Here is an 18581-nt window from a genome sequence, read left to right on the forward strand (position 1 = left end):
GTGCTTGGAACGCGCTAATCGCCCAAACGTGGACATATAAACAGATGGCGGGTTATTTCTGGCCGGACGATCGGCGAGATGGGGCTCCAGCTTCTCGTCTCACTGGACACAGAAGTTGAATTGCGTCCCGATATGTGCGGGTGGCCACGCCCGCTTAGGATGTGTTCCAATTACCCGCACTTGCTGATTTCTCTCAAGGGGCACAGCCCTGACAAATACGCCGATTCGGGCGAGGTGCGTTCGGTGACAACACAGCTGGGCGAGAGGCAGGCCGCCGAAGGCAACTGGCGCCTGCGCAATTGGCGCGTACGTGCGCGCCTGGTCGCCCTCATCCTGGTGCCGACGGCCGCCGCCGTGCTGCTGGGCGGCGTCCAGGTGCTGTCCTCGACGGGCGCCGCCGCCGACTACGACCGGACGAACCGATTAGCCATGCTCTCGGAGCAGGTGGGCGACCTGACCCACCAGCTCGCCGGCGAGCGGGCCAAGACCGCCTGGTACATCGCCAGGAACCGGCCCGTCGTCGGGATCGGCGCCGTCCAGTCCCAGATGGACCAGGTGGACGTCGCCATCAAAGAGGTACGCGGCACCGCCCAGCAGATCCTCGCCGACGTCGAGGGCCGTACCGCCGACCAGATCGAGAACATGCTCAGCCGCCTGGACGACCTGACCTCGCTGCGTCAGCAGGCCCTGGACGCCAACCTGCTCCCCGGCCCCGCCGTCGACCTCTACACGACGGTGATCAACGAGCTGCTCTCCATCCACACCGAACTCATCAAGGGCAGCTCCGACGACGAGCTGTTCCGCCAGACCCGCATGCTGGACGGCCTGGCCCGGGCGAAGGAGAGCGTCTCCTACCAGCAGGCGCTGCTGACCACCGTCCTCGTCGAGGGCGCCTTCGGCCAGGACCAGCTCAAGCGCTTCCTCGGCGAACTGTCCAGCGAGAACGCCGAGCGCCAGGGCTTCGCCGCAGAGGCCACCGCCGACGAACGCCGCTTCTTCGACGAGACCGTGAACGGCCGCAGCGCCGACCGCATGCTGTTCCTGCGCGAGCTCGTGCTCATCAGGGCGTCGGCCTCGCTGCCGCTGCGAGGGCTGGACCTGGCCAAGCGCGACGACGCGAAGGAGTGGTTCGACGCCTCCAACGTCGTCGTGGACTCCATGCGCACGGTCGAGCAGCGCCAGGCCGCCGGGATCGTGGCGCGCAGCCGTACGCTCAGCGGCGAGGAGCAGCAGCGGGCGCTGGTCATCGCAGGCGCGGTGCTCGCGTTGCTCGTCGCCGTCCTGCTGATCACCACCGGCGTGGCCAGGTCGCTGGTCCGGCCGCTGCGCAGGCTGCGCGGCGAGGCGCTGGAGATCGCCGGGCACCGGCTGCCGGACTTCGTCCAGCATCTGCGCGAGTCGCGCGACGGCGCGGTCAACGCCGAGGTGCCGCCCATCGGCATCTTCTCCAAGGACGAGGTGGGCGAGGTCGCCCGCGCCTTCGACGAGGTGCACCGCGAGGCCGTGCGGCTGGCGGGCGACGAGGCGCGGTTGCGCTCCAACGTCAACGCCATGTTCGTCAACCTGTCGCGGCGCAGCCAGACCCTGGTCGAACGGCAGCTCACCCTGATCGAGCGCCTGGAGCGCGGCGAGCGCGACGACGAGCGCCTGGGCGACCTGTTCAAGCTCGACCACCTGGCCACCCGCATGCGCCGCAACAGTGAGAACCTGCTGGTCCTGGCCGGTCAGGAGGCCGCGCGCAAGTGGAGCGAGCCGGTCGAGCTCATGGACATCGTGCGCGCGGCGCTCGGCGAGGTCGAGAGCTACGACCGGGTCAGCGTCCAGGTGCAGTCGGACGTCGCCATCGCCGGCCAGGCCGTCACCGACGTGGTGCACCTGCTGGCCGAGCTGGTCGAGAACTCGGTCTCCTTCTCCTCCAGGGACACCAAGGTGATCATCTCCAGCAGCCGCATCGACGGCGGCGGGCTGATGGTCTCGGTGACCGACAACGGCATCGGCATGACCCCCGAGGAGCTGGCCGAGGCCAACTGGCGGCTGGCCAACCCGCCGGTGGTGGACGTGTCCGTGTCGCGGCGGATGGGCCTGTTCGTGGTCGGGCGGCTCGCGCTGCGGCACAGCATCAAGGTGCAGCTCCGCCGCCAGGACATCGGCGGCCTGACCGCGATGGTGCTGATCCCGGAGATGCTGCTCACCGCCGTCCCGGGCGCGACGGCCGGGCCCCTGCACGGCTCGATGGCGGCGCACGGCTCGATGGCCGGCGGCGTCCAGGCCGCCATGACGGGCGCGGGACGGCCGGAGCGCGGACGGGGCGAGCCCTTCCACAGCGCGGAGCCCTTCCAGAGCGCCGATCCCTTCCACAGCGCGGAGCCTTTCCAGAGTCCTGAGCCGTATGCGCCGCCCACGGCCCCGATGCCCGCCTACGGGCACCCGTCGTTCGACGCCATGCCGTTCCCGCCCGCGTCCGCGTCCGCATCGCCGGCCGAGTCGTCGCCGTCCCCGTCCGGGACGGCGTCGGAGTCGTCGTGGTTCACCTCGACCGCGTCGCACTCGGTCGAGCTGCCGCAGCCGGACGCGCAGGGCACGTCGTACCCGTCGTTCGCCACGGGCCCCGAACCGGCCGAGCCGGCGGCCACGAACGAGTTCCTGCCGATCTTCGCCTCGGTCGAGGAGAGCAGCTGGTTCAGCAAGGCCGCGCCGACCGCCGACCGGCGGGACCCGTCCTGGTCATCGCCCGCCGACCAGGGCTGGCAGGCGGCGAACACGACCGCCGAGCCCGCCAGGAGCGGCACCACGAACTCCGGCTTGCCCAGGCGCACGCCGCGAGCGAATCTGGTGCCGGGCACCGCGGTCCCCCAGCCGCCGCCCGCACCAGTTCCTCCGCTGTCCCCTGACCGGCTGCGCAACAGGCTGGCCAGCTACCAGCAGGGCGTGCGCAAGGGCCGCGCCGAGCTAGAGGAGGACTGATGAAGGAGCTGAGCCAGGGGGCCAGGGACATCAACTGGCTGGTGAGCGCGTTCGTCGAGGAGGTGCCCGGCGTGGCCCACGCCGTGGTCGTCTCCGCCGACGGGCTGCCGATGGCCTTCTCCCGCGGCTTCCCCAAGGACCGGGCCGACCAGCTCGCCGCCATCGCGGCCGGGTTGGTCAGCCTCACGCAGGGGTCGGCGCGGGTCTTCGAGGGCGGCGGCGTCACCCAGACCCTGGTGGAGATGGAACGCGGGCTGCTGCTGGTGATGTCCATCAGCGACGGCTCGTGCCTGGCGGTACTGGCCGCACCCGACTGTGACATGGGCCTGGTGGCGTACCAGATGACGATTCTGGTGGAACGCACGGGGCAGGTGCTGACCCCTGCCGTACGGGCGGAGTTGTCATCCGCGCGCCCCTGGTGATGGGAGTGGACGTTGGCATCGTGGCATGACCGTGAGCCGGAGCCCGAGCGCAGCTCGCTGGTGCGCATGTACGCCGTCACCGGCGGCAGGACGGCGCCACGCACCGGCCTGGCCATGGAGGCGCTGGTCTCGTCGGCGACCTCCGCGCGGCTCGGCATGACCTACACCCGCGAGTTTCGCGCCATCAGCGAGCTGTGCCGCCAGGTGCGCTCGGTGGCCGAGATCTCCGCGCTGCTGGCCGTCCCGCTCGGCGTCGCGCGGGTGCTGGTCGCCGACATGGAGGCCGACGGGCTGGTCAAGATCTACCAGCCGCAGCTTGAGGCCGGCCTGCCGGACAGGAGGCTGCTCGAAAGGGTCCTGAGCGGGCTCCGCCGCCTCTGACGCCCATGCCTACTGGGCGTTCCACCAGTGCGCGGCCACCAGTTCGGCCACCAGCGTCTCGGTGAGCAGCGCCACGTCGGGGTCGTCGTCGTGCGCGTAGCGGATCGCCGCCGCGGCGTCCTTCACCTCGCCGCCCACGGAGATCACCGTGGAGCCGCGTTCGCGCACCCAGTCCATGGCCTGCCCGTCGTAGCGGGAGCCGGGGAAGAGCAGCGCCCGGTAGTCGAGGGTCTTGGTGAGGTAGACGTCCACGTGCGACCAGTCGCCCGCCTCGCAGGCGTCGGCCGCGCGGCGCGGGCCCTCGCGGAGCATCAGCGCCGACTGCTCGGCCGACGACAGCCGCTCGGCCGGGGCGATCGTGTAGACGCCGTCGGGGCCGTCGAGCAGCTCCAGGGTCGGCGGGAGCCAGTCGTCGCGGCGGTCCAGCAGGTCGCCGGTGGCCTCCGCGGCCCGGTCGAGCAGTGCGGGCAGGTCGCGTCCGGCTCCGGTGAGGCGGGCTTCGAGCGCGAGCAGCAGGGCCAGCGTGTGCTGGAACGTCCGGCAGGCCACGCCGCCGCGCTCCTCGCCCGCGCTCATGGGGACGACCAGGTCGGCCGCCTCGGTGACGGGCGAGCCGGGCACGTTGGTGATCGCGGCCACGTACGACGGGCCCCCGGCGTAGCGGGCGAGCGCGTCGAGGGTCTCGCGGCTGCCGCCGGTGGCCGAGATCGGCACGACCAGCGTGCCGGGACCGGCCGGGTAGGTCGCCGCGGCCGAGGCGTAGTCGGCGTAGGCGTCCACGCCGGCCGCGCGCAGGCGCAGGGCCGCCACCCCGGCGGCGTACCGGGAGCTGCCCATGCCGAGGAACAGCACCCGGCGCACCCCTTCCGGCAGCCCGGCGAAGGGGTCGGCCGCGCGCAGCCCGTCGGCGAGGGCGGCCAGGGCGGCGGGCTTGGCCTCCAGGTCGGCCAGGTAGAGCTCGGAATTCACGGCAGGTTCTCCTCGGGGTACCAGGTGCGCAGCACGCCCATGGGGGCGTAGCGCCAGCGGGGCAGGTGGCGGGCGGCGTAGATCAGCTCGCGGCACTCCTGCTCGACCTCGAACGGGCGCAGCAGCGTCTCGTCCAGGAGGTCGGGCCGGCCCTTGTCGGACAGGCGGCGGCGGTAGGCGGCCAGCAGGCCGGCGCGGGCCTTCGCCGCCCAGGCCGCGGCGTGGGCGGACGGGGTGCCCCGGCGGACGATCGCGACCTGGGCCACGTGCTCCAGGCTGGTGGTGAGCTGGGCGACGTCCCTGGCGGCCGGCTGACGGGCGGCGGTGTCGGCCACGGTGGGGTTGCCGTCGAAGTCGATCACGGCGTACCCGTCGCGCCACCGCAGGATCTGGCCCACGTGCAGGTCGCCGTGGATCCTGATCGACGGGCCCGTGACGCCCGCCCGCAGCGGCTCCAGCTCGCGGGCCAGATCGGCGGCCCGTGCGGCCAGCCATTCGCCGTCGGCGCCGTCGGTGAGGGCGAGCGCCTCGGCCAGCGCGTCCGCGGCGCGCGCGGCCGGGTCCGCCTGCCGCCCGGACGAGCCGCCGGGCAGGGTGGCCAGCGCCACGTGCAGGTCGGCGGCCAGGCGGCCGAGCTCGCCGGCGAACTCCGTGCCGCCCGACTCGGCCTCGTCCACGCACCACTCCCAGCCGTCGCGCGCCTCGGGCAGGTAGCCCGTCACCAGCGCCAGCAGCTCCTCACCGGCGTCCGACGCGCGGGTCAGGGCCAGGTAGGGAGGCGCGGTGCCGGCGAAGCCGACCTCGACGAGATGGGCGAAGATCTCGGGCGTCGGGTGGGGGAGCGGGACCGGCGGGGTCAGCCACTTCACGACCACCCGCTCGTCCACCACGACCGAGTGGTTGGTCTGGTCGACGTGCGGCCCGAAACCGCGCTCGGCGGCCGTCGCCGCGAGGTCGGGAAGGTCATGGAACCGGCGGACGGCGAACGGGGACGGCGGGTCGTGCGCCAGCGCGCGCAGGAGGCTCGTGGACAGGCCGTGGTCCCGGTCGCAGACGGGCTCCTCCGCGACGGCGGCGAGCCGGCGCGCAATTGAATCCCAGTTCAACAGATTGCCCATGGTTCCCGATCGACGTGTGGGTAGGAAGTCTCGCTCATGTTGATATCGGCTGCAACTTGGTCCGGCCGCCGGTAATCGGAGCGGGTCATCGCATTAGCGCAAATGCCGCCTCGCCAGGCAGGAGGGTACTGTCCTGATCGAGGTGGTCACTCCGGACTCTCCGGAGGGGGCGCCTGCGGGCGGACGGCTCGTCTCGACCGGTCCGACGGGGACCGTGGCGGCGAAGTCGATCGGACCGGCCGGCCCGGCGGCGCCCCTCATCCCGCCCTGGGCGGATCCTGATCCGTCGCCCGATTCCTGAGCACCCGCCAGGTACCGCACGCTCCCGAACCGCTAGATTACGGCTGGGAGAGATGGCGCGAAGAGCGCGGCCCAAAGGCGGTCCGTACGCGAGGTGAGAGGCCCCTCACGGACCGGGATGAGGCGACTCCGTTATTGAATCCAGATTCAACACTCTGATCAAACTTCCTGGTAGCAATGTCGGGAAAAGTCTTGCTCATGTTGATTTCTGCTGCAACACTCCTGCTCTGGTCTGCCGTGTCCAGTAAGGTCGCGCGACCCCTCAATCCTCAGCACCAGAAGGAGTAGCGGCCGTGTCCCGTAACCGGTTCACCCGTCGTCTTCCGGCCGCCGTGGCGGTGGCCGGCCTCGCGCTAGCCGTCGCGGCGTGCGGCGGTGAGTCGTCGACCAGCTCAGACGGCACGACCGCGGCCAAGGCAGAGCAGCTCCAGCCCAACGCCGACCTGACCAAGCAGTCGCTCAAGGTGACGGTCTGGCCGGGTTACACGCCCGAGGAGCTGCCCGAGAAGGTCAAGCAGCAGCTCAAGGTCAAAGAGATGGCGATCACCAACCACGACACCAACGAGCTGGCGATGGCCAAGCTGACCGCCTCCGGCGACAGCGGCATCGACGTGGCGTTCGTGTCCGGTCAGTACGCCCAGGCGCTCAACGCCCAGGGCCTGCTGGAGCCCATCCACGCCGAGCTGATCCCCAACCTGGCCAATCTCTACCCCGAGGCCACCCAGCTCTCCTACGACAAGGGCAACAAGTACTCGGTGCCCTACACCTGGGGCACCACCGGCATCTGCTACCGCAGCGACCTGGTGAAGACGCCGCCGACGAGCTGGAACGACATCCTCAAGCCCGCGTCCTGGGCCGAGAAGAAGGTCACCATGATGACCACCGAGCGCTGGCTGGTCCTGCCCGCGCTCAAGTCGCTCGGCTACTCGGTCAACACCGAGAAGGACGAGGAGATCGCCAAGGCCAAGGAGCTCCTGGTCTCGCAGAAGCCGCACCTGCTCTCCTATGACGACACCACCTTCGGCGACAAGCTGAAGTCCGGCGAGGCGATCATGGTCGAGGCGTGGGACGGCTGGTGCCCCACCACGGACGAGAAGCAGAACATCAAGTTCGTGGTGCCGAAGGAGGGCAGCGACCTCTGGGTGGACACCATGGTGATCATGAAGTCCTCCAAGAACAAGGAGGCGGCCCACGCCTTCATCAACATGATCCTCGACCCGGAGATCCACCGCTGGGCGGCCGAGAACATCAACTACAAGGTCCCCAACAAGGCCGCCATGGACAAGGTGACCATCGCCAAGGGCTCGCTGCTGGACATCAAGCCGGCGGAGCTGCTCAACGGTGAGTCGATCATCGACCTGGGGCAGGCGTCGACCAAGTTCAGCCGCCTGTCGCAGGAAGTCACGGCCGGATAGTCGTTGGTGCAGTGAGATCCGAGGTCAAGGCCCGGCCGGTGTCCCGTAAGCGGGGTCGCCGGCTGGGCGCGTTCGTTTTCCTTTCGCCAGGTCTGACGTACCTGGTCGTGCTCCTCCTCGTGCCGCTGGGGCTGGTGCTCAGCTACACGGTCTTCCAGCGGGGGCGCTTCGGCGGCATCTTCTACGAGTTCACGCTGGAGAACTTCCAGCGCCTGTTCGACTCCCTCTACCTGGGGGTCGTCGGCGACTCGCTGAAGATGGCGGCGATCGCCACGCTGATCGCGTTGCTGCTCGGCTACCCGACGGCGTACCTGATCGCCCAGCTTCCGCCGAAGTGGAAGACGATCGCCCTGGTGGCGATCGTGCTGCCCTTCTGGACGAACTTCATCATCCGCGTCTACGCGTGGATCATCATGCTCAGCGGCCCGGGACTGATCAACTCCCTGCTGGGCACGAAGCTGGAGCTGCTCTACACCCAGGGCACGATCGTCGTCGGCCTGCTCTACTCGTACCTGCCGCTCATGGTGCTGCCGCTGTACTCCTCGATCGAGAAGCTCGACCCGCAACTGCGCGAGGCGTCGGCGAACCTCGGGGCCTCGGCGTTCACCACGTTCAGGAAGGTGACGCTGCCGCTCACGCTGCCCGGCGCGCTGACCGGGGCGATGTTCGTGTTCGTGCCGAGCTTCGGCAACTTCGTCATCCCCGAGATGCTCGGCGGCAGCAAGTCGATCATGGTGGGCAACCTGATCCGCAACCAGTTCCTGACCGCGCGCGACTGGCCGTTCGGCTCGGCGCTGGTGCTGGCGCTGATCGCGCTGCTGATCCTGCTGCTGCTCGTCCAGGCGTGGGCGGCCCGCCGTGCGTAGGCCCAAGCTGCTGTACGTGCCCTTCTGGGCGACCTACGTCTTCATGTACGTGCCGATCATCGTCCTGGTCGTCATGTCCTTCAACTCCGGCAAGTCGGCCTACACCTTCGAGGGCTTCAGCCTGAAGTGGTACGGCGAGCTGGCCGCCGACGAGAAGGTCCGGGACAGCCTGGTCAACACGCTGATCGTGGCCCTGGGCTCGACGGCGATCGCCACCGTGCTCGGCACGCTGCTGGCCGTCGGCCTGGCCCGGTACACCAGGTCCAAGATCCTCGACGCGGTCGCGCTCATGCCGGCCGTGCTGCCCGACCTGGTGCTCGGGATCGGCCTGCTGGTCCTGTACGCCCTGATCAACAACTTCCTGGCCCAGTGGGACGCCCAGTTCGCGCTCGGGCTGCCCACGGTGACCCTCGCGCACGCCCTGTTCTCCATGGCGTTCGTCGCGGCCGTGGTGCGCACCCGGCTCACCGGCGCCGACCCCTCGCTGGAGGAGGCCTCGCGCGACCTGGGGGCCGGGCCGGTGGTCACGTTCATGAAGATCACGCTGCCGCAGCTCCTGCCCGGGATCGTCGCCGGGGCGCTGCTGGCGTTCACGCTGTCGCTGGACGAGTTCGTGATCGCCTTCTTCACGATCGGCAACGCCGAGCCGACGCTGCCGATCGTCATCTACTCAATGGTTCGTTTCGGGGTGACCCCGAAGATCAACGCGCTGGCCGCGATCCTGCTCCTCGTGAGCTTCACGGCAGTGATCGCCGGGCAGCGGATGACCAAGATCGGGAGATCGCGTGCTCAGGATTGACGGGATCACCCGCAGGTTCGGCGACGTCACCGCGCTCGACGACGTCTCGCTGGAGATCGAGCAGGGCGAGTTCTTCGCCCTGCTCGGGCCGTCCGGCTGCGGGAAGACCACTTTGCTGCGCATCATCGCCGGGTTCGAGTCGCCCGACGCCGGCACGGTCACGCTCGACGACGAGGACCTGCTGGCCAAGCAGCCCAACCGGCGGCCGATCAGCCTCATGTTCCAGTCGTACGCGCTGTTCCCGCACATGACCGTGGCCAAGAACGTGGCCTACGGCCTGGAGCGCGAGAAGCTGCCCCGGGCGGAGGTCAAGCAGCGCGTCGGCGAGGTGCTGGAGACCGTGGGCCTGTCGGCGCACGCCTCGCGCAAGCCCGCCCAGCTGTCCGGCGGACAGCGGCAGCGGGTCGCGCTGGCGCGTTCCATCGTCAAGCGGCCGCGTCTGCTGCTGCTCGACGAGCCGCTGTCGGCCCTGGACAAGAAGGTCCGCGCGGACATGCAGCTGGAGCTCAAGCGGCTCCAGCACGAGGTCGGCATCACCTTCGTGGTCGTCACGCACGACCAGGAGGAGGCCATGTCGCTGGCCGACCGCATCGCGGTCTTCGACAGCGGCACCGTGCGCCAGGTGGACGCCCCCGTCGCCCTCTACGAGCGCCCGCGCTCGCCGTTCGTGGCCGACTTCGTCGGGGCGAACAACCTCTTCGAGGGCGTCTACACCGGCCTGGACGGGATCAAGAGCGACGAGTTCGGAATGCTGGCCGGAACGCCGCTCGACGAGCTCGCCGCCGACACCAAGGCGCTGCTCGCGGTCCGTCCCGAGAAGATCGAGCTGGCTGACGAGAACGCGGCCAGGGGCCTGAAGGGCAGCGTCCTGGACGTCAGCTTCTACGGCGGCGTCTCACACATCTCCGTGGACGTGCCGGGACGGGCCAAACCCGTGCTCGCCGCCGTCCAGGGAGCGAGCACGGTGCAGCCCGGCGCCAAGGTGAAGGTGCGCTGGGAGACCCAGGACGCCGTCATCATGACGGTCGATCAATGAGCCAGGTCGTTGCCCGTCGCCGCCCGCGCGTACGACAGGATCAGCTCGGCCGCCTCGTCGGGCCCGATCAGCGGGTGGCGGGCGGTGATGCGGTAGCCGTAGGCGTCCTCCAGGGCCACCAGGTTGCGCGCGACGGTCACGGAGTCGGCCGTCAGCCGGAAGACCCCGAGCGCGGCCCCCGTGTCCAGGATCGCCTGGTACATCGACACCTGGCGGTCGTACAGCGAGGTGAGCAGCACGCCGTAGACCCGGTGCCGGCCCGCGGCGCCGCCCAGCTCGTTGAGCAGACGCACGTCGGGGTCGAGCGGCCCGGTCGGCAACCCCGACCGGATCGTGACGACCAGCTTCTCGACCGGGTCGGTGAAGTCGGCCAGGCGGCGCATGCGCAGCTCGTAGAAACGTTCCATGCCCGCGTGCTGCGCCTCGACCAGGAGTTCGCCCAGGTCGGGGTAGTGGTAGAGCACGGCTCCGGAGGTCAGGCCGGCCTCCTCGGCGACGTGCGAGAGCTGTACTCCGTCGATTCCATGACGGATGATGGCTCGGCGCGCGGCCTCGATCAAGTCGATGCGCCGGTCACTACGGCTTTTGCGCTGGGCCACGACCACCACCCCCCGTGCGTTTGGTCACCATTCAGATCGGCCGTGACCATAGTGCACTTAACTTGCGCTTCACGCTAGATGAGTATTTGAATTCCTCTTCAATTTGACGAGTTCCCCCGGAGTTCACGATGTCCCTCACCATCCTGTTCATGCCAGAGAGCGCGTACGGCCCCACGAACAACAGCATCGGCATCGGCGACATTCTCCGTCGTCGCGGGCACCGCGTCGTCTTCGCCGCCGAATCCTCCTGGAAGGGCAAGCTCGAAGCGCTCGGCTTCGAGGAGGACCTCGTCGACCTCGCCCCGCCGGCCGAGAACGCCGAGGAGCAGGACGCCGGCCAGTTCTGGAAGGACTTCATCCGCGAGACCGCGCCGGAGTACCGCAAGAGCACGCTGGAGCAGCTCGACACCGTCACCAAGCCGATCTGGGACTCCCTCATCGACGGCGCCAAGTACTGCGAGCCGCAGCTCAAGGCCATCATCGAGCGCGTGAACCCGGACGTGATCGTCGAGGACAACGTGATCACGTTCCCGGCGCTGCTCACGGCCGGCAAGAAGTTCGTCCGCATCGTCTCCTGCAACCCGCTGGAGGTGCGCGGCGAGAACGTCGCGCCGGTATTCTCCGGCCTGCCCGCCGACGACCGCTCCGAGTGGGACGCCTTCCGCGCCGAGTACGACCGCACCCACCGCGAGATCTGGACGGCCTTCAACGCGTGGTGCGTCGAGCAGGGCACGGCCCCGCTGCCCGACCTGGACTTCATCCACGAGGGCGACCTGAACCTCTACGTCTTCCCCGAGATCCTCGACTACACCGACGCCCGCCCGCTCGGCCCGAGCTGGCAGCGGCTCGACTCCTCGGTGCGCGAGACCGACGAGGACTTCACGCTGCCCTTCGAGCGTAACGACGGCTCGCTGATCTACTTCTCGCTCGGCTCGCTCGGCTCCTCCGACGTGGAGCTGATGCAGCGCGTGATCGACATCCTGGCCGGCACGCGCCACCAGTACATCGTCTCCAAGGGCCCGCTGCACGAGGAGATCAAGCTCGCCGACAACATGTACGGCGCCGAGTTCCTGCCGCAGACGAAGATCATCCCGCTGTGCGACCTGGTCATCACGCACGGCGGCAACAACACCACCACCGAGGCGGCGCACTTCGGCAAGCCGATGATCGTGCTCCCGCTGTTCTGGGACCAGTACGACAACGCCCAGCGCGTGGACGAACTGGGCTACGGTGTCAGGCTCTCCACCTACACCTTCACCGACGAGGAGCTGACCGGCGCCGTGGAGCGCCTGCTCGGCGACACCGAGATGCGCGCGAGGCTCGCCGCCGCGGGCGAGGAGATCCGCGGCCGTGACGGCCTGCGCAAGGCCGCCGACCTGATCGAACAGCTCGGCCAGTAGGGATTTCGAGGACATTCCATGCGTGAACTGATCAACCCCGCCACCGGCCTCCCGTGCGCCGAGATTCCGGACACGCCGGTGGCGGACGTGGCGGCGGCCGTCCGGACCGCCCGGGGCGCGTACGAGGAGTGGGCGCAGACCACTCCCGCCGAGCGCCAGCGGCTGCTGCTGCGCCTGGCCGACCTGGTGGAGGCCGACGCCGAGGAGCTGACCAGGCTGGAGGTGGAGGAGACCGGCAAGCCGGCGGCCGTGTTCAGGGACGGCGAGCTGCCCTTCGCCGTCGACAACCTGCGCTTCTTCGCCGGCGCCGCCCGCTCTCTCGAAGGGTCGGGCGCCGGGGTGTTCAGCGCCGGTTACACCTCGGTGCTGCTGCGCCGGCCCGTCGGGGTGGTGGGGTCGATCGCGCCATGGAACTTCCCGTTCGTCATGGCGGTGTGGAAGGTCGGCCCGGCCGTGGCCGCCGGCAACGCCGTGGTCATCAAGCCGGCGCCGCAGACGCCGCGCACGACGCTGCGCCTGGCCGAGCTGTTCGCCAAGGCGGGCGCGCCCGAGGGGCTCGTCCAGGCGGTCACCGGCGACGCCGAGGTCGGCCAGGCGCTGGTGACCGACCCGGGCGTGGACATGGTGAGCGTCACCGGCTCGACCGGCACCGGCCGGGCGGTCATGACCGGCGCGGCGGCCACGCTCAAGCGGGTGCACCTCGAACTCGGCGGCAAGGCGCCCGCCCTGGTCTTCCAGGACGCCGACCTGGCCGAGATGGCCCGCGGCGTGGCCATGGGCGCCACGTACAACACCGGCCAGGACTGCACCGCGGCCACCCGCGTGTACGTGGCCCGCGAGATCTACGACGACGCCGTCGAGGCCATCCGGGCGACGCTCGCCGAGATCACCGTGGGCGACCCCTGGGACCCGGCGACGGACATCGGCCCGCTGATCTCGGCCGCCCACCGCGAGCGCGTGCACGGCTTCGTCTCACGCTCGGGCGGGCGGATCGTGCATGGCGGCGCGCCCGTCGAGGGGCCCGGGTTCTTCTACCCGCCCACGCTTGTGACCGATGTCGCACAGGAGAGCGAGATCGTCCAGGGAGAACTTTTCGGACCGGTCCTTGTGGCGCTGCCGTTCGACGGCGAGGACGAGGCCGTCCGGCTGGCCAACGACACCCCGTACGGGCTCGCCTCGTCGGTGTGGTCGCGCGACGTCGCGCGGGCGATGCGCGTGTCCCACCGGCTGGACGTGGGCGTGACCTGGGTGAACGATCATCTCCCGATCGCCAGCGAGGCGCCGCACGGCGGCGTGAAGGGCAGCGGGTTCGGTAAGGACATGAGCCAGGAGGCGGTGCAGGAGTATTCGGTGACCCGTCACCTGATGGTCAAGCACGCGGCACCCGTGGAGCGGGATTCGTTCCGGCCCGCCTGAAAACGTGTACGGCGATATGTCGTCCAAAGTGTCGCTTTGGGCGCATTTAGTGGGAAATGTGCGGTTGGCCGTCTGGTACGGACTGTGTTCCAATTACCCAGCCGGACAGAATCCCATGCGCCACACGCGTGTCTGATTTCTTTCGAGCACGTACCGGCGAGAGGTAGCGAGAGTCAGTGAGGACGGAAAACCCCAGGCACACGAGGTCAGGGGAGTACACAGGCGGAAGGTTCCGGCTGGGGAACTGGCGTGTGCGCTCAAGGTTGATCGCGCTGATCCTCATCCCCACCATCGTGGGCGTGCTCCTCGCGGGTGTGCAGCTCGCCAACGCGATCGGGACGAGCTCCGAGTACCGCCGGCTGACCCAGGTCGCCGAGCTGGTGCAGCGCATCGGCGGACTCAACCACGAGCTGGCCAAGGAACGCACGCTCACCGCGTGGTACGTCACCGACCAGTCGAAGTCCGGACGGTTCGTCCAGCTCAAGACCCAGCGCGCGGCCGTCGACGCGGCCAAGAAGCGGGTGCTGGCCTCGGCGAACGCCATCGACGCCGCGCACTCGGCCCGTATCCGCGAGGGCGTGGAGAACATGCGCCGGTGGCTGGCCGGCCTCGACAGCCTCCGGGCGTCGATGGTGGCCGACGGCGCGCCCTCGCGAGCCGCGATCACCACGTACACGACGATGATCGGCGTCTTCTCCGGCATCCTGGGCGACCTGGGCGACGGCGTGAACGACGACGACCTCCAGGGTGACGTGGCCGCCCTCGGCTCGCTGGAGCGGGTCAAGGAAGAAGTCTCCAGGCAGCAGACCATTCTCATGATCGCGCTCCTTGAGCGTAAGCTCGACTACGACGATCCGTCGGAGTTGCTCGGCTCGTGGAGCCGCCAGCAGGCCGAGCTCGCCGCCTTCGAGCGGGAGGCCGACCCGGCCGACCTGAAGGCGTACCAGAAGGGCATGCGCGGCTCGGACATCGACCGCGCCGACGCGATGCGGCAACGCGCCCTGGCACAGATCCGTGAGTACAACCAGATCAAGGACCTCGACGTCACCTCCGCCCGCGACCTGAGCCGCTGGTACGACAGCACCACGCTGGCCGGCAACGCCATGCGCAAGGTCGAGGACTCCCTGGCCACCAAGATCGTGACCAGGGCCCGTGAGCTGAGCGACACCGAGCAGCGCAACGCCATCATCAGCGGCGCGACCATCCTCGTCCTGCTGCTGCTCGTCCTGATCATCACCACCCGGGTGGCCGGTTCGCTGGTCCGCCCGCTGCGCCGGCTGCGCGCCGAGGCGCTCCAGGTGGCCACCACCCGGCTGCCCGAGACCGTCCGCATCCTGCGCGAGTCCGGTGAGGGCGCGCAGGTGCCCGAGGTGCCCTCGGTCGGCGTCAACACCCGTGACGAGATCGGTGAAGTGGCCCGGGCCTTCGACGAGGTCCACCGCGAGGCGCTCCGGCTGGCCGGTGACGAGGCCAAGCTGCGCGCCAACGTCAACGCCATGTTCGTCAACCTCTCCCGCCGCAGCCAGACGCTGGTCGAACGGCAGCTCCAGCTCATCGAGGGCCTGGAGCAGGGCGAGGAGGACGAGCAGCGGCTCGCGAACCTGTTCCGCCTCGACCACCTGGCCACCCGCATGCGCCGCAACAGCGAGAACCTCCTGGTCCTCGCCGGCCAGGAGGCCGCGCGCAAGTGGAGCGAGCCGGTGCCGCTGGTCGACATCGCCCGCGCCTCGCTGTCGGAGGTCGAGAACTACGAGCGGGTCCAGATCAAGATCCCGTCCGGCACGCTGATCGTCGGCCCGGCCGTCACCGACGCCGTCCACCTGCTCGCCGAGCTGATCGAGAACGCGATCTCCTTCTCGCCCCGCGAGAGCAAGGTCGAGGTCAGCAGCGTGGCCGCCGACGGCGGCGTCATGATCTCCATCAACGACCTGGGCATCGGCATGAGCCCCGAAGAGCTCGCCGAGGCCAACTGGCGCCTGGCCAACCCGCCCGTCGTGGACGTCGGCGTCTCCCGCCGCATGGGCCTGTTCGTGGTCGGCCGCCTGGCGCTGCGCCACGGCATCCGCGTCCAGCTCAGCATGCGGGAGACCGGCGGCCTGAGCGCGCTGGTGATGATGCCCGACATGCTCATCAGCGGCGGCGCCGGCATGCCGCAGCAGGCCGGCAGCCAGTACGAGGCGTTCACCACGTTCGACCCGAGCCAGTTCGGCGTGCCCGCCCAGCCCGACGAGGCGAGCCAGAACGGCGGCCACGCCTCCGCGCCGGCCTCGGCCGACCGGGTGCTGGACACGCAGTGGCCGGGCTCGCTGCCCGCGCCGGGCACCGGCAACTGGCCGTCCTTCGCCGACGAGTCCGCGCAGGAGGAGACCCGCTGGGGATCCTTCGGCGAGGAGCCCGGCCGGGACGAGCCGCGCTGGCCCTCGTTCGCCGAGGACCCCAAGCCGTCCTTCGGCGACGAGCCCAAGCCCTTCTTCGCCGACGAGCCCAAGCCGTTCTTCGCGGAGGAGCCGCCGGCGGCCCAGCCCGAGCCGCAGCCGCAGGCCCAGTCCCCGTGGGGCGAGCAGCGCTGGCCCTCCTTCGCCGAGCAGCCGCCGCCGATGCAGGACGACGAGCCCCGCTGGCCGTCCTTCGCCACCGAGCCGCCGCAGGCCGGGAAGGAGGAGCCCCGCTGGTCCTCCTTCGGTTCGCCGTCCTTCGGCGACACCTCGCTCGGCCAGTCGGCCTTCGGCGAGGAGCCGCGGCGGTCCCTGTTCGAGTCGGTCGACCGGCCGAGCCCCCCGCCGTACGGCGAGGAGCCCTACCGCTCGGCGTTCGGCGACCTCCAGGGGTTCGGCGCGGAGGAGCCCAAGCCCGCCGACCAGTACGAGCAGAGCAGTCCGGGCGCCTTCGGCCCGTTCGGCCAGGGCGACTACTCCTCGCAGGACATGACCGGCCCGCTCCCCGTGGTGCGCACCTCGCCCCTGGAGGAGCAGGGCGAGGAGTTCCTGCCGATCTTCTCGTCCGTCGGCTCGGACTGGTTCCGCAGGCCCGACCCCGAGCAGCTGCGCCAGGACCAGGAGTCCGAGCACGAGATCACCGCCGTGCACCCGGCCGTGCCCGCCGAGCCCCCGGCGTCCGCGCCGCCCGCGGCGCCGCCCGCCGCCCCGGCGACCGGCCGGTCCGGGCTGCCGCAGCGCAAGCCCGGCCAGTCCGGCGCCGGCGCGTCGTGGTCCTCGCCCGCCGACTCGGGTTTCCAGGCGGCCCAGGCCGCGGCGCAGCCCGCCCAGTCCGGCATCACGGCCTCGGGCCTGCCGCGCCGCGTGCCCAAGGCCAACCTCGTGCCCGGTACGGCCAGTCTCGCCGAGCCGCAGCCCACGTCACCGCCGCCGCAGATCTCGCCCGAGCGGTTGCGCAGCAGGCTCTCCAGCTTCCAGCAGGGAGTGCGGCAAGGCCGCGCGTTCACCCGCGGAGAAGAGAATGAGGAGGACAAATGAGAGAGATGAGCCAGGGAGCGCGTGGCATCAGCTGGCTGATCACCGACTTCGTGAACAACGTGCCAGGCGTCGCGCACACCGTCGTGGTGTCGTCCGACGGCCTGCCGCTGGCCTTCTCGGAGGGTTTCCCCAAGGACCGGGCCGACCAGCTCGCCGCGGTCGCCTCGGGTGTGATCAGTTTGACGCAGGGCGCCGCGCGGGTCTTCGAGGGCGGCATGGTGACCCAGACCGTCATCGAGATGCAGCGCGGGCTCTTGATGATCATGTCCATCAGCGACGGGTCCTGTCTGGCCGTCCTCGCGGCTCCCGACTGTGACATGGGCCTCGTGGCGTACCAGATGACGCTGCTGGTCGAGCGGGCAGGTCAGGTGCTCACCCCGGCCGTACGCGCTGAGCTGCAAGCGGCCCGCCCCCGCTAGCGGGCGGTGACAGGAGATCATGGTGTCAGGTCAGGGTTGGGCTGGTGATAGCACTCCGCCGCATCCGGCGGCCCCTCGTCCGCAGAAGCCGAGCTCCCTGGTACGGCCCTATGCCGTAACCGGGGGGCGCACCGCGCCGCGGATGAAGTTCGCCATGGAGGCTTTGGTGTCCTCCGTGACGTCGGAATACCAAGACATTTCCCTACTGAGTCCGGAGTATCAGGCGATCATTCAGCTGACCCGGAACGTCCGGTCGGTTGCCGAGATCTCCGCCCTTTTACGCCAGCCCCTTGGTGTGGTCCGGGTGCTGATCGCCGACATGGCGTCGGAGGGCCTGATCCGCGTGCACCAGCCTGCGCTGGACGCGGGAAAGCCGGACCTCAACTTGCTCGAAAGGGTGCTCAGTGGACTTCGCAGGCTCTAGCCCCGGTCTGACCTCGACGAAGATCGTCGTGGCCGGGGGCTTCGGCGTGGGGAAGACGACGTTCGTGGGAGCGGTCTCGGAGATCCTGCCGCTCACCACGGAAGCGGTCATGACGGACGCATCGGCACACGTCGACGACGTCTCGCTCACGCCGAACAAGACGACCACCACCGTGGCGATGGACTTCGGACGTGTGTCGCTGGATCGCGATCTGATCCTTTATCTGTTCGGCACCCCCGGACAGCACCGCTTCTGGTTCATGTGGGACGACCTCGTGCGCGGTGCGATCGGCGCCGTCGTCCTGGTGGACACGCGCCGTCTCGCGGACAGTTTCCCCGCGATCGACTACTTCGAAGAGGCCAAGCTGCCCTTCGTGATCGGCATCAACGGCTGGGACGGTCAGTTCGCCCACGCGGAGGACGAGATCAGGGAGGCCCTGTCCGTCGGCGGGCACATCCCGATCATCCGCCTCGACGCCCGTCAGCGCGACACGGTGAAATCCACCCTGATCACGCTGGTGGAGCACGCGCTCACCCGCCACTCGCACACGCCGGTATAGACGCGAGCCCCGGGCGCGCGC

At 69.9% G+C, this 18581-nt stretch carries 16 protein-coding genes; 13 read left to right on the forward strand and 3 right to left on the reverse strand.

The window, feature by feature from the left end; translation table 11 throughout:
* Positions 1-243 precede the first annotated feature (243 nt).
* From ACWCSU_RS04810 to ACWCSU_RS04820, 3 genes are read left to right on the forward strand one after another with little or no spacing between them, the layout of a single operon-like run.
* Entirely contained in the window at positions 244-2964 is a 2721-nt protein-coding gene (locus ACWCSU_RS04810) for a sensor histidine kinase (protein WP_449933571.1), read from the forward strand.
* Positions 2964-3386, forward strand: a complete 423-nt coding sequence (locus ACWCSU_RS04815; RefSeq protein WP_352321436.1) for a roadblock/LC7 domain-containing protein — start codon at positions 2964-2966, stop codon at positions 3384-3386. Before ACWCSU_RS04810 ends, ACWCSU_RS04815 begins: the two co-directional genes overlap by 1 nt.
* Before the next feature lie 12 nt (positions 3387-3398).
* Positions 3399-3767, forward strand: coding sequence for a DUF742 domain-containing protein (locus tag ACWCSU_RS04820; protein ID WP_364101944.1), 369 nt, complete (start codon positions 3399-3401; stop codon positions 3765-3767).
* Between the two features lie 9 nt (positions 3768-3776).
* Here the strand turns inward: ACWCSU_RS04820 and ACWCSU_RS04825 are convergent, their stop codons facing one another.
* Entirely contained in the window at positions 3777-4736 is a 960-nt protein-coding gene (locus ACWCSU_RS04825) for an SIS domain-containing protein (protein WP_357695354.1), read from the reverse strand.
* Positions 4733-5854, reverse strand: a complete 1122-nt coding sequence (locus ACWCSU_RS04830) for a hypothetical protein (RefSeq protein WP_449933574.1) — start codon at positions 5852-5854, stop codon at positions 4733-4735. Before ACWCSU_RS04830 ends, ACWCSU_RS04825 begins: the two co-directional genes overlap by 4 nt.
* Before the next feature lie 593 nt (positions 5855-6447).
* On the opposite strand from ACWCSU_RS04830, the gene ACWCSU_RS04835 reads away from it, so the two are divergent.
* The 4 genes from ACWCSU_RS04835 to ACWCSU_RS04850 all read left to right on the forward strand — a co-directional run bounded on the left by ACWCSU_RS04835 (position 6448) and on the right by ACWCSU_RS04850 (position 10270).
* Positions 6448-7569, forward strand: a complete 1122-nt coding sequence (locus tag ACWCSU_RS04835) for a polyamine ABC transporter substrate-binding protein (RefSeq protein WP_357695358.1) — start codon at positions 6448-6450, stop codon at positions 7567-7569.
* 107 nt (positions 7570-7676) lie between these two features.
* Positions 7677-8435, forward strand: a complete 759-nt coding sequence (locus tag ACWCSU_RS04840; RefSeq protein ID WP_357695360.1) for an ABC transporter permease — start codon at positions 7677-7679, stop codon at positions 8433-8435.
* Positions 8428-9234, forward strand: coding sequence for an ABC transporter permease (locus ACWCSU_RS04845; protein WP_357695362.1), 807 nt, complete (start codon positions 8428-8430; stop codon positions 9232-9234). Before ACWCSU_RS04840 ends, ACWCSU_RS04845 begins: the two co-directional genes overlap by 8 nt.
* A complete protein-coding gene (locus ACWCSU_RS04850; protein WP_449933578.1) occupies positions 9221-10270 on the forward strand; it encodes an ABC transporter ATP-binding protein in 1050 nt (349 codons plus the stop codon). The genes ACWCSU_RS04845 and ACWCSU_RS04850 overlap by 14 nt, the downstream gene beginning before the upstream one ends.
* On the opposite strand, the gene ACWCSU_RS04855 is transcribed toward ACWCSU_RS04850, so the two are convergent.
* Positions 10264-10869 (reverse strand): TetR/AcrR family transcriptional regulator, encoded by a 606-nt coding sequence (locus tag ACWCSU_RS04855; RefSeq protein WP_357695366.1) that lies wholly within the window; start codon positions 10867-10869, stop codon positions 10264-10266. The two genes, ACWCSU_RS04850 and ACWCSU_RS04855, sit on opposite strands and share 7 nt — an antisense overlap.
* Positions 10870-10997: 128 nt before the next feature.
* Between ACWCSU_RS04855 and ACWCSU_RS04860 the strand changes: the two genes are divergently transcribed.
* The 6 genes from ACWCSU_RS04860 to ACWCSU_RS04885 all read left to right on the forward strand — a co-directional run bounded on the left by ACWCSU_RS04860 (position 10998) and on the right by ACWCSU_RS04885 (position 18560).
* Positions 10998-12269: a glycosyltransferase gene (locus ACWCSU_RS04860; protein ID WP_357695368.1), complete on the forward strand. Its 1272-nt coding sequence runs from the start codon at positions 10998-11000 to the stop codon at positions 12267-12269.
* Between the two features lie 18 nt (positions 12270-12287).
* A complete protein-coding gene (locus tag ACWCSU_RS04865) occupies positions 12288-13685 on the forward strand; it encodes an aminobutyraldehyde dehydrogenase (RefSeq protein ID WP_357695370.1) in 1398 nt (465 codons plus the stop codon).
* A 251-nt stretch (positions 13686-13936) separates the two neighbouring features.
* The gene (locus ACWCSU_RS04870) at positions 13937-17158 is read left to right on the forward strand and encodes a sensor histidine kinase (RefSeq protein ID WP_449933581.1); all 3222 of its coding nucleotides are present in this window, start codon (positions 13937-13939) and stop codon (positions 17156-17158) included.
* A complete protein-coding gene (locus ACWCSU_RS04875) occupies positions 17155-17577 on the forward strand; it encodes a roadblock/LC7 domain-containing protein (RefSeq protein ID WP_090935862.1) in 423 nt (140 codons plus the stop codon). The genes ACWCSU_RS04870 and ACWCSU_RS04875 overlap by 4 nt, the downstream gene beginning before the upstream one ends.
* A 19-nt stretch (positions 17578-17596) precedes the next feature.
* A complete protein-coding gene (locus ACWCSU_RS04880; RefSeq protein WP_055507219.1) occupies positions 17597-18001 on the forward strand; it encodes a DUF742 domain-containing protein in 405 nt (134 codons plus the stop codon).
* Complete coding sequence (locus ACWCSU_RS04885) at positions 17982-18560, forward strand: GTP-binding protein (RefSeq protein ID WP_357695374.1); 579 nt, start codon at positions 17982-17984, stop codon at positions 18558-18560. The genes ACWCSU_RS04880 and ACWCSU_RS04885 overlap by 20 nt, the downstream gene beginning before the upstream one ends.
* Positions 18561-18581 lie beyond the last annotated feature (21 nt).

This window comes from Nonomuraea sp. NPDC001699, from assembly GCF_053596455.1.

What these genes read in the sequence shown, in the direction of transcription:
- ACWCSU_RS04830 (WP_449933574.1), bottom strand. Translation starts at nt 5,854, where the DNA reads ATGGGCAATCTGTTGAACTGGGATTCAATTGCGCGCCGGCTCGCCGCC.
- ACWCSU_RS04860 (WP_357695368.1), top strand. Translation starts at nt 10,998, where the DNA reads ATGTCCCTCACCATCCTGTTCATGCCAGAGAGCGCGTACGGCCCCACG.
- ACWCSU_RS04815 (WP_352321436.1), top strand. Translation starts at nt 2,964, where the DNA reads ATGAAGGAGCTGAGCCAGGGGGCCAGGGACATCAACTGGCTGGTGAGC.
- ACWCSU_RS04875 (WP_090935862.1), top strand. Translation starts at nt 17,155, where the DNA reads ATGAGAGAGATGAGCCAGGGAGCGCGTGGCATCAGCTGGCTGATCACC.
- ACWCSU_RS04880 (WP_055507219.1), top strand. Translation starts at nt 17,597, where the DNA reads ATGGTGTCAGGTCAGGGTTGGGCTGGTGATAGCACTCCGCCGCATCCG.
- ACWCSU_RS04865 (WP_357695370.1), top strand. Translation starts at nt 12,288, where the DNA reads ATGCGTGAACTGATCAACCCCGCCACCGGCCTCCCGTGCGCCGAGATT.